The sequence below is a fragment of the Anditalea andensis genome (assembly GCF_000714815.1).
Classification (GTDB): domain Bacteria; phylum Bacteroidota; class Bacteroidia; order Cytophagales; family Cyclobacteriaceae; genus Anditalea; species Anditalea andensis.
This window is the reverse complement of record NZ_JMIH01000014.1, coordinates 86,337-98,452: the sequence shown is the minus strand read 5'-3', so window position 1 is coordinate 98,452 and position 12,116 is coordinate 86,337. Positions and strand designations below refer to the sequence as shown.

General features: G+C 35.6%; 10 protein-coding genes. All 10 read left to right on the top strand.

Annotated elements, in window-relative coordinates; all coding sequences use genetic code 11:
- The first annotated feature begins 569 nt into the window (after positions 1-569).
- Complete coding sequence (locus EL17_RS04100; protein ID WP_035070540.1) at positions 570-1,820, top strand: hypothetical protein; 1,251 nt, start codon at positions 570-572, stop codon at positions 1,818-1,820.
- A 397-nt stretch (positions 1,821-2,217) separates the two neighbouring features.
- Complete coding sequence (locus EL17_RS04095; RefSeq protein ID WP_051719805.1) at positions 2,218-3,057, top strand: glycosyltransferase; 840 nt, start codon at positions 2,218-2,220, stop codon at positions 3,055-3,057.
- Entirely contained in the window at positions 3,054-3,929 is an 876-nt protein-coding gene (locus EL17_RS04090) for a glycosyltransferase (RefSeq protein ID WP_240485931.1), read from the top strand. Before EL17_RS04095 ends, EL17_RS04090 begins: the two co-directional genes overlap by 4 nt.
- 116 nt (positions 3,930-4,045) lie before the next feature.
- Entirely contained in the window at positions 4,046-5,260 is a 1,215-nt protein-coding gene (locus EL17_RS04085; RefSeq protein WP_035070537.1) for a glycosyltransferase, read from the top strand.
- A gap of 24 nt (positions 5,261-5,284) precedes the next feature.
- Positions 5,285-6,391, top strand: coding sequence for a glycosyltransferase family 4 protein (locus EL17_RS04080; protein ID WP_035070535.1), 1,107 nt, complete (start codon positions 5,285-5,287; stop codon positions 6,389-6,391).
- 16 nt (positions 6,392-6,407) lie between these two features.
- Positions 6,408-7,652, top strand: coding sequence for a hypothetical protein (locus tag EL17_RS04075; RefSeq protein ID WP_164674955.1), 1,245 nt, complete (start codon positions 6,408-6,410; stop codon positions 7,650-7,652).
- Between the two features lie 23 nt (positions 7,653-7,675).
- Positions 7,676-8,740 carry a glycosyltransferase family 4 protein gene (locus EL17_RS04070; RefSeq protein ID WP_035070532.1) on the top strand — a complete coding sequence of 355 codons (1,065 nt, stop codon included), beginning with the start codon at positions 7,676-7,678 and terminating at the stop codon, positions 8,738-8,740.
- A 165-nt stretch (positions 8,741-8,905) separates the two neighbouring features.
- Positions 8,906-10,054 carry a glycosyltransferase family 4 protein gene (locus tag EL17_RS04065; protein WP_164674954.1) on the top strand — a complete coding sequence of 383 codons (1,149 nt, stop codon included), beginning with the start codon at positions 8,906-8,908 and terminating at the stop codon, positions 10,052-10,054.
- A 314-nt stretch (positions 10,055-10,368) separates the two neighbouring features.
- A complete protein-coding gene (locus EL17_RS04060; protein ID WP_164674953.1) occupies positions 10,369-11,307 on the top strand; it encodes a hypothetical protein in 939 nt (312 codons plus the stop codon).
- A 77-nt stretch (positions 11,308-11,384) separates the two neighbouring features.
- On the top strand, positions 11,385-11,891 hold the full coding sequence (locus tag EL17_RS04055; protein ID WP_035070524.1) for a GreA/GreB family elongation factor: 507 nt from the start codon (positions 11,385-11,387) through the stop codon (positions 11,889-11,891).
- Positions 11,892-12,116: the final 225 nt, after the last annotated feature.

The following is a 12,116-nucleotide window of genomic DNA, read 5'->3' as shown; positions in this document are numbered from 1 at the left end:
ATCTTTTTGGGAAATTAGTATAAATTATAAGGGGTATAGATGTATACTTAGTAGGATACAGTCGTAATACTGGAAAGGGATATGGTGTAACCGAAATAGGGATTTGGTCAATAGTAATTGTTGTGTGAGATTAGGAGTTGTTTTGAGGATCCAGAGGGCGGAAAGCCGAAAAGATGAATGTTCTGAACATTCCTTCCGTAGGTGCAGGAGGGATATTTTATTCTTATTCCATTAGTGGTGTATGGGATAAGATTTGCAAAACAAATCGGAAAATCTTATCAGGATGATCTTGGGAAATCTAGATTCCAGTTATAATAGGTCCCAATGGCCAACCTGATTTTTAGCACTATTATTTCGATCAGATTTCTATTATACCCGTAATACATACAAGAGAAACAGATCATGATCAGGTAGTGGCTTGTATAGCGATCATGCGCTACATGGCACTCCTACGCTGCTACAGTTTATGAACATCTTAAACAACTAATAGTAGATTGCTATACCCTTTCTGTTTTTAAATTTATTGTATCATTTGATTATATAAATTGGCTTAAGATAATGGTGACCATATGATTGAGATAAAACCTGCACCCAATTTTTCTATACAGTGTCCTTCATGTGGATATGAATCAGTTTCTAGTGGGAAACTATTTTTTCAGGGAATGCATATCCTTAGAGAGGAGATGTGTGAAGGATGTGGATTAGATTATTTTGCAACCATACCTATAGGTCATGATGCCCATTTTCCGACCCAATTTTCCAAAGATTATCAGTTTGTATCATATGTGCCCCGGGCTAAAGACTGGCTGGCTATGCCGCTGATTGAGGGAATGAAAGAAATGAGTGCCAGAAAAGTTACGTTTACACTGACCTCTAGACAGTTGCATAAAGAAGTGGTGATTGTAAATTGCTTAGATAACTGCTTTGGTCATGTATTTACCAAGCTTTGGAATACATATTCACTAATGGACAATAAGCAAGATGTAAGAGTTATAGTGCTGATTCCTTCCCAATTTAGATGGTTGCTGCCGGAGGGGGTAGATGAAGCTTGGCTGGTCCATTTACCCCTGAAGCTTTGTCATATTAGGATTCAGAATCTGGATAAATGGATAAAGGATCAATTATTAAGGTTTAATAGGGTATTTCTTTGTGAAACTTATACCCATTTGGATCAGTCTTTATATGTAGATGTAGAAAAAATGCTCAGAATTTCCAGGTTTGAGCTTTCCACATTCTCAAGTAAAAGACCATGTATTACTTTTGTCTTAAGAGAAGACAGGTTTTGGCATGGAAGTAAATTATTGTCTATAGTTATAAATGCCTTTACCAAAATAGGTAAAATTAAAACCCTGAAATTTTTTTTGGTTTCCAGACAAAATGATCTAATTAATAGAACTGCAAAGAATATTTTAGATAAAATTCCCCATGCTCATATTTTTGCCACTGGGTTAGGCAAAACCGGTAAGTTATGGACTAAAATCACTGACTTGAGGGTTTTTGAAATTAGTTATGAAACAGAGCAAAAATGGAACAGCACATATGCCAAGAGTCACTTGGTGATTGGTATCCACGGATCTAATATGTTAATTCCTAGTGGATTGGCAGCGGGATTTATAGAGATATTGCCGAGACATAAACTGGATCATATCGGGGAAGACACGCTGTTACCCTATACCAATAGATTTTTACATTTTTTGGGCAGGTATATAGATGAATATGCTACCCCAAAGTTAGCTGCGCTTCATGCTGTTAGCATGATCCGACATTTCCCTTACTTTTATAAAAATACTATCCAGAAACCAGAAGGTTTCCGGGAATAAACTAATTAACAGCTAAACTTAGTTTATTGTATTCCTTTTTTTATTCCGTCCTTTAATCCAAGGAATGACGCATATGATTTTTCTATGCTTAATCACCATTCAAAACTGATTAAATACTTAAGTTGCATTTATTTGTCTATTTAATGGTTTTATATGTGTATTTATGAATAATATAACTTATTATTGTTTTAGGATGTGTCTTATCGTACCAGCTGATGTGGCTGACGTGGCGAAGCATTATATTATATATGAGTGTTAGAATAACGATGTTTATTTTAATATGCCATAGGAGGTGTTTTTATAGATATATAAAATTTTTTATTATGTCATATTTTGTATGTGGTGTTGTTTAGATTCATAAATTAATAATAAAATTTTATTATAGAGGTGTTGTTTAATGGGTGATATTTTTAAACATTTTATTATAACTAAAATAAATCTCGGTTATTACGAAAAAGGGAATAAATTGGGATGGTCTCCTGATCAGTGGCTTAAGTATAGGGTAGATGTTTTCATTAAAATGTGTTTGCCTTCTGTATTAAATCAAAGCTGTAAAAATTTCGTCTGGATAGTTTATTTGGACAAAAGGACCCCGGAGTCGATTAGGTCAAAACTAAAAGCAATACAGGAATTTCATGGTTTTGTGAGGTTTCATTACAGACGGGGTTCTTTTGAAGATATTGGAAAACACTTTTTGTCAGATTTTCAAAATTTAATTGAGATCAGAACAGGATACATCATCTCTACACGGCTGGATAGTGATGATATGATTCATAGGGATTTTGTATTGCAAATTCAGTCCTGTTTTAAGAAACAGGTCCATCTTGCTATAAACTTTAATTATGGGGGTACATACCTGATGGGAAGAGGTGCATTCGGAACCGCTATCCATAAAAATAATCCATTTATAAGTTTAATAGAGGAGATTCAAAATGGGATGATCAAGTCAGTTTTTTACAAAAAACATATGGATTATTCAAATGATCCGGATAAGCTAGAAATTTATAGCCGCTATCCTATGTGGTGCATGACTGTTCATAAATTAAACATCAGCACAGGGTTTTTTGGCAGGGCCTGGCTCTTCAAAAACATAGATATGTATGACGCTTTTGGATTTTTGAAAAAAGATGAAGCATCATTTTTATTGAAAATTAGGTTGAATATTTCATTCATGCGTAGAAAGTCCCGTAAAGTTATTCCATTTATCACACATAATATAATCAGAAAATTTAGGTGATAATATCTGTTATCATTCCCACCTATAAAGATGATATAAGGCTTTTGAAATGCCTTGACGGGTTAATAGGACAAACTTTGAATCCTGGGTTTTTTGAAGTGATAATTGTCAACAATTTTCCCCACCTTTCTATTAAACTACCAGGAGTATATTATTCCAGCTTAAACTTAAAATTGATAGATGAAATCATACCCGGATCATATGCCGCTAGAAACAAAGGTATTTATACAGCCAAAGGGGATATCATCGCAATGACCGATTCGGACTGCATACCGGACCCTGATTGGTTAATTAATGCGTATCAGTATTTTGAGAATGATAAGGATAAAATTATAGGGATTATTGCAGGTGATGTCCCTTTATTTTATAAAAATCCCAACGCATTGACACTGGCAGAAATTTATGAAAAATATACAGGTTTTGATTTTTTTGCATATACTAAAGAAGGCTCTTGTGGTGCCGGAAACTGGTTTTCATATAAAAGTGTCCTGAAGAAATTTGGAGGATTTGACCCAAAATTAAAATCAAATGGCGATACCGATCTATCAAAAAAAATATCCAATAAATATAAAGTCATATATGCTCCTGAGGTTATAGTCCGTCATCCTGCCAGAAATACTGTTTTTCAACTGGATTATAAATATAGGCGGCTTTTGGGAGGGGTGTACCTACGTAAATATAACAATAGGCATTTTAGATTTTTTGGGCATGTAGCTGATTTTACATGGAGGAGGTTCCGTTTTTCAGTCAAAAAGTTGTTTACCGTTAATTTTAAAGAAGCTTTAGCTATCTCTATAGTATGTATGGTTATAAGCATCGGGGCATGGATAGAGTATTTTTATTTGATAAATGGCAGCGATACCAAAAGATGATATTGATGAAGTACCTAATGATTTACTTGATCAATCATGTTTTGGCAAATGGATATAAACTTATAAGTCATCAAATGTATTTGATCAGGGTTTTTACATATTTATACTATACTTAAATGTCGGATTCTCCTATAAAATTGATCAGGATTGTTCCTTTACTTGATTTTGGCGGTTTGGAACAAAGGGTACATCTCACAGCAAAAAGTCTTAAAAACAATAGGATGATAGACCTAGGCATAATAGCATTGGGCCAAGGGGGTGCTAAAGAGCGCTCATTAAGATCGGAAGGGGTATTGGTCCAAGTAATGAACCATTCGATAAGGATCCCTAACCTGGTTTTAATTTTCCGCTTAATAAAAATATTTAAGAAAACGAAACCTCATATTATCCATACATCAGGTGCAGAAGCCAATTTTCATGGTCTGGTAGCAGCTAAGATTTCAGGAATACCCTTAAGAATAGGGGAAGAAATAGGTTTTCCGAATCATAGTTTCTTTTGGGCATGTTTATTTAAATTGGTCTATTTAAATGCCAATAAGGTTCTGGCTATATCCGAATCAGTAAAGCAAAGACTAATAGCTTTAGGGGAGGTGAAAGCAAATAAAGTAGAAGTAATATATAACCCATTGGATATGGGATGTATGTTTGCTAAAAATACCATATCAGTGGTTTCAAGTAACTTAGATTCGCGGATATATCAGGTCTTTAATAGAAAAAATATGCGGGATTTTTCGAGGATTGGAACTCAGGTCAACCAGGGAAAAACTTTTGTATTTATTATTACCTGTAGACTAGTACCGATAAAAAACTTAAAGACGCTTATAAATGTATTTGGCGAAATATGTAAAGATAAGAGAGATTTTTTACAATTATGGCTGGTAGGAGATGGGCCGCAAAGGGGGTTATTGGAATTGCTGGTCAAAGATTTAGGTCTTGTAAGTCAGGTTATATTTTTCGGATTCATACAGGATGTGAAACCATATTTAACTGCAGCTGATGCATTTGTTTTACCTTCATTTTCCGAAGGCTTTTCTAATTCACTTGTGGAGGCTATGCAGTGTGGATTGCCCTGTATCGTGACAAATCAAGGCGGGCCTGGTGAAATAATCATCGATTGTGAATCTGGGTATCTTATTGATCCGTACCAACCTGGTCAGCTTAAAGATGCTATGGTCAAACTTATAGAGATGGATGGATCTATGCGTAAAAAAATCGGCCAGATAGCACAAATTTCCATAAGGAAATATTCCCTGCAAAATCATATGGTACGATTGATGGAAATTTACAATATTCCTTCTCCCAAAATACCGATGAATACCCCATTGCTATGAGATTTACATTGTCAGCTATAGGTAATGATTAGAGTTCTTCATTGTATTGAAACCATATCATCTGGGGGGGTAGAGCAGGTGAGGCTCCAATATGCCAAATGCTTTAATTCCGATGAATTTCAGTTGGCCATAGTATGTACGCAGGCCAAGGGGTACATTTTCACAGCGTTTCAAGACCTGAACATTAAAGTAGTTCCGCTAGGTACCTTTGACCATCCATTTGAATTAAAAATTTATAGAAAACTTTTAGAATTTATCAGGGAGTATAATCCCCATATAATACACGGGGCCGTATTTGAAGGGATGTCTATGGCTGTTATAGGAAAAATTTTTGGAAGGGTGCCTGTAGCCATTTTAGAAGAAACATCTGATCCTCAATTCAGATCTCGTAAAGCTAATTTGTTACTGAAACTATATGCTATGATCGCAGATGTAGTCCTGGGGATATCTCCTGAAGTGATGCTATATCTAAACCATAAAATAAAGGTTTCAGATAATAAAACACTTTTAATGCCAAATGGTCTAGCAATTCCCCCTTTCTCGACATTAAATGAATTATCTAACCTTAGAATAAGGCTAGGGATAGCACCTGATGATATAGTAATAGGTTCTGTGGGAAGAATGCATAATGAAATAAAGCGATTTTCAGATCTTATTGATGCGATTGATTTGTTATCAGTACCTTCAGTAAAATGTATTCTAATAGGGGATGGTCCAGATTTAAATAAGCTAAAAGGGCAGGTTAGCAGTTTGGGGTTGAATGGCCGGATTTTATTTCTAGGGTATCAGTCAAACCCGCATCCGTTTTATGGTATCATGGATATATTTTGCATCCCATCAGTGCAGGAGGGCTTTGGGTTAGTAGCAGTGGAAGCCATGTTTCATAAGTTGCCAGTCATAGCCTGTAGGGTAGGAGGCCTAAAGGATATTGTAGAAGGGGGCATTACGGGATGTTTTGTTAAACCAAAAAATCCTTTAGCGCTGGCTGAAAAAGTAAAATTATTGGTTCAGAATCCTGAACTTAGGTATGAAATGGGTCTGGCAGGATACAAAAAAGCTATTCAAAGCTATACTATAGATATTTATAAAGAAAAACTGGAAATGCTTTATAAAACATTGCTAGGTAAATGAAAAAGTTAATTTCAGCTTGTTAGACATCATAATATTAGGTGTAATAGTTACGGCTTTGGTCCGTACAAATGATGGAATATCCAATGCATATGGTTTGCCTAAAAAATACTCACAGCACCTTCATTACCTTCTTATTTATCACCTTTGTTTTTCTGTTTTTTTCACTTGGTATATATTACAGTTTGGTGGGGATTCTCAGGGATATTGGCGGTTTACAATGCAACAGGTTTTGATCAGGGGTGATGTGTTTTGGTGGAGGTATTTCGGCACCAGCACCACTTTTGTTTTATGGATGACCTATATTCCTAGCCAAATAATAGGGTTGAGTTATTTAACAGGCAACTTAATATTTGGTGCTTTGGGCTTTATAGGTATCCGGTATGTTTTTATCATGACAGCGGTAAATTTTCCCCAAAACCATGCTATCATGAACATACGCCTGTTTCCACTGGTCTTTTATTTTCCTAACCTTCATTTTTGGACAGCAGGTGTAGGGAAGGATTCCATAGCCTTTTGGGGGATAGCTTGGTTTCTTTTTGCATTGCAAAGTTATAATACAAAATGGTGGCAAGGATTGGTTGCATTGTTTTTTGTCTATATGACAAGACCACATATGGGGCAGGCACTGATAGCATCTGCTTCTGTGGCTATATTGTTTAGTACTGAAATTAGGAGAGAGTATAAATATATATTAGGTGTGGTTACGTTCGGTGTTAGTATTTATCTCAGTGATTCAACCTTAGAGTTTTTAAAATTAGAAGAATTTTCTATAGTGGAAATGGAAACATTGGCCAATAAGACTGCTGGACTTTTGGCTTCAGGAAAGTCTGGGATAGATGTCTCCTCCAATTCTTTTCCTTTAAGGATATTCACTTATATGTTTAGGCCGTTATTTATTGATGCACATAATACTATGGCATTCTTAAGTTCATGTGAAAACGCAGTTTATCTTTATTTAAGTTTTTATATTTACCGTAATTGGTCTCCTGAAGCTTTAAGGGATATGCCTGTATTTCTTAAAGCGGGAATGGTTGTTTTTATTCCTACTTTACTGGCCTTCGCCAATAGCTTGGGGAATCTAGGTGCTATTATGCGTATGAAAAACATGACTATGATTTATTTTTTACTTTTCTGTTTTTGGCTTATTTCATACCAAAAAGAAAGAAGGTTACGAAAAACTTTGTTGAGATGTAAAACACTTAAAAGTATGCATATCAAGTTATCTCCTTTGCCAAAGGGAAATGAAGTACATCAATATTGACATAAAGTAATGAGTAGATTTTTTTGAAAAAGATATTATTTCTGCCCAAATATACCCGTTTAGGTGCAAGCAGCCGGTTGCGTACTTTCCAATACCTGAATTTCTGGGAAAAGCATGGATATGAGGTGACCGTGTCCTCTTTTTTCAATGATGACTATCTAAGCGCCATCTATAAAAATAATTCACCTGATTATTATAATGTGGTGAAATGTTACTGTAGAAGGTTATGGACGTTGGTCAATGCTTTGAAATATGATATTATATATATTGAAAAAGAAATCTTTCCTTACTTACCTGCATATGCGGAACTTCTATTAAAGTTCTGTAATAAAGGATATATAGTAGATTATGATGATGCTATTTTTCATAATTATGACTGTCATAAATTAAGGATAGTAAAGTATATTTTGGGCGATAAAATAGACATAGTCATGCGGCATGCCAAAATGGTTTGGGTAGGTAATTCTTATTTATACCAAAGGACAATACGTGCAGGCGCTAAAGAGACATTAGTATTGCCTACTGTAGTAGATTTACATAAATACGCTATGAAAGTGCCAAAAAGTAAAACCAGTCTTCCGGTAATAGGCTGGATAGGAACACCTTTGACTGTCAAATATCTTCATAATTTACTGCCCTCACTGGAGAAACTGTATGATATGATGAAATTTACAATAATGGTGATTGGTCCAGAGACATCATTGGATTTTAAAGGAGAATGGGAATGTCTGCCTTGGTCAGAAGAGAATGAAATTTCCTACCTTCATTTTTTTGACGTGGGTATAATGCCATTGCCTGATTCGGATTGGGAGCAGGGAAAATGTGCCTATAAATTGATCCAATATATGGCCTGCGGCTTACCGATAGTGGCATCCCCAGTGGGAATGAATACTGATGTAGTTAGACATGGCATAAATGGATTTTTAGCTGCTTCAGAAGAAGATTGGATTTTTTATTTGTCTATGCTGATCAGGGACCATGACCTATGTATTAAGATGGGGGTGCAAGGCCGTAAACTGGTAGAATCTTCCTTTAACCTTAATAAAAACTGGGAAAGGATGCATCAAAGATTGTTAGATTTTTCATAAGATATTCTATTGTTTAAATGAACTTAATTTAAAATATATTAAGTGTTTTCTGAATTAATAGTACGTATATTAATAAAAAATAAATATTTAGAATGATTTATACTGGCTATTCATCCTATGAAAAGACTTCTCTTCCTAACCTGGGATTCTGATCGTACAAATTATATGGAAAATCTTTTTTTTCCAATTTTAGCAGGAATACAACAGAGCGGGTTAGCTTGTTATGTACTTCAGTTTTCCTGGGCAGATGGAGAAGAAGTTTTAAGGCTTAAAGCATTGGCTAAAGATTATGGAATTAACTATAGTCATATTGAGGTTTATCGCAGGCCTATAGTAAGCATAGGTACGGTTAATACTTTAATGAAAGGTATCCGTTTTTTAAAACATTACTTAGAAGAAAATAAGATCGATATCATAATGCCGAGGTCTACCATGCCAGCAGCTATGGTCAATTTCAATTATGAATTCATCAAAAAGCAACGAATTAAAATAGTATTTGATGCGGACGGAATGCCCTTAGAAGAAAGGGTGGATTTCGGTGGAGTGAATGAAAAAGGGTTTCAGTACCGATGCCTTAAAAGCCAGGAAAGTAAACTATTGCACCGTGCAGACAGGGTACTTACCCGGACGTTTAAAGCTATCAATATTCATGTAGGTACTATAGGTGAAGTATATAGGACTAAATTTTTTAAAGTAACCAATGGAAAGGATCCCTGGCAGTTCCGGTTTGATATTAAAGCTCGCCAAAAGATCAGGGCAAAGTTGGATCTTGGTAATGAAGACACGCTATTTGTGTATTCAGGTGGCTTAGGGCCCCAGTATGGGTGGGAAGAAATGGTAGAAATTTTTAATGCATACAAACAAATAAATTCCGGTGCAGAATGGATTGTCCTCACTCCAGATGGAGGATACGTTAAAAACCGCATTCCTATTAACCTAAAATCTTCCATTCATATTATCAATCTCGATTATAACGAGGTACCTGAGTACTTGTCTGCAGCTGATGTTGCTTTTAACCTGAGGAGGCCAGCATATAGTCTGAGAGGACTGTCTCCGATTAAATTAGGCGAATACCTCCTTATGGGCCTTCCTACCATCTCAAGTACCGGAATAGGGGATACAGCGCTGTTATTAAAAGAATTCTCAGGATATATTCACCCATATAAACACAAAAAAGGCAGTAGTTTGTCCAAGGCATTACACTGGCTTACAAAGCTAAAATTATTGGACCGTACCAATATTCGAGAGCTCGCCCTTTCTCATTTTTCGATTCAAAAATCTATTTTAGACTACAGGAATGCTCTAAAATTCTAACTCGAAGGGGAACAATGATTTATCTATTGGTCTGGAGGGATGATTTTTAGCAGATTAGAAGGTTTATTTTACCTTATCTTTTGTTCAATCTGATGTGTTTTTTTATGCTAGATCTTTCCTTACTGGTGCTTATTGTCTTCTTTAATTTTTATGCTAACGTTAGAATAGCCACCCGTTGGCATATTCCTAAGCGGATTTATGTTCAATTACAAGCTTTATGGGTTTATCACCTATTATTTACTAGTGTTTTTAGTTGTTATATTTTAAAGAAAGGAGGGGATGCATTAGCTTACTGGACATTAACTACTAATGTGATGACAGGACCAAGTGAACGGTGGATGGATTATTTTGGGTTGAGTACATTTTTTGTCCAGTGGCTTAACTTTTTATTATATAAAATTATGGACCTGTCCTTCATCACAGGTAATTATCTGTGGGGAATGATGGGCTATTTAGGAATAAGGATCCTGTTTCTGCTCAGCTATCAGGCTTTTATAAAAGAAGCCCCTTTGCGTAGGCAACCCATCTACTTATGTGTGTTTTTTCTTCCCAGCCTTCATTTTTGGTCTGCCGGTATAGGTAAAGAATCCATTACCCTCTTTGCACTAGCATGGCTGCTTTGGGGAATGTCATATCTTCATAAGTTTGGCTGGCAGTTGATCCCTGCCTGTGGACTATTGTTTTTAATAAGGCCACATCTTGGGTTTTTGGCCCTTGCTCTTATTGGATTGATATTTGGGATATCGCCTGTGTTTGCCTTAAAGAACAAAATGATTATATCGATATGCGCAGGGATTGTTTTATTGGTGATGTCACCCATATTGGTCCAGTATCTGAATATCTCTGATCTTTCTCTCACGAGTATGGGGAGTTTAATGGATTATCAGATTACTTTACTGCAGCAGGCAGGTTCATCAGTCAATTTGGCTTCTTATAATCAAGTGCAAAGGGTATTGACTTTTCTTTTTCGTCCCCTCTTTTTTGATGCTTACCATTGGGAAAGTTATGTAGCATCAATTGAAAATTTGATTTATGTGGCGGCTGTACCTATGTTGGCTTTTTATGGAGACAGAGCCGGGGTCCGTAAGATGCCTGTATACCTGAGTTTCGGTTTTCTTTTTTTTATTGCTACCACTTTAATATTTGCCAATAGCCTGAGCAATTTAGGTATCATGATGAGGATGAAAAGCTTTACGATTATTTTTATGATTTTAGTAGTCGTATACCTGATGGTATTTAGTAAAGAAAGCTGATTTACCCAAGGGACTGATCATTACATTATATTAAGGGAATCATTTTTGTAGCTACTTTATATCTAAAGTTAAACAAGATGAGCAGAGGATTTGTAAAAGAAGAAGATCAGGAAGAAGCACCGCTTATTCCGCCCAGGGCAGCATTACCTCCAGGTGTCACGAATTATGTCACAGTAGAAGGACTTCAGGCCTTATTGGATGAAAAAATAAAATTAGAGGAAGAAAAGTCTGGCAATAAAAAGGAAAATGAAGCAGAAAAGCGCTACGAAAACCTGATGATAGAAGGCAAGCTAAAGCTGCTGATAGAACGTATCAATTCTGCGAGAGTAGTCGAAATGTCATCTGATGCTTCAAAAGAAATCAGATTTGGCTCAACTGTTTGTCTTAAAACCATTAAAGGTAGAAAGCCAGGTTTTTTAAGGAAATTTACCATTGTAGGAGTGGATGAGGCTGATGTGAAGCAAGGTAAAATAGCTTTTATTGCCCCTATCGCTAAAGCAGTAGTGGGAAAAGTAGAAAAGGACAGGGTTAGCTTTCAGATAGGTGGCTTAGTTGAAGAATTGGAAGTAATATCTGTGGAGTAAATGTATTAATGATGAATGATTTATTTAATGTTGGTATATATGGGGATTTCATGTTCTATCCAAATAACTCATTGGTTTATTGCCCACTATAATATATAATGAATTTTTCTACATTAGATATTAAACGGTTTTTACTATTGATTAAAAAAGTAAAATTATTTTATTACGCCCCCCTTAAAGTCTTTCTATGAATTATTTTTTAATGAAACCATAAGTCCTATGACA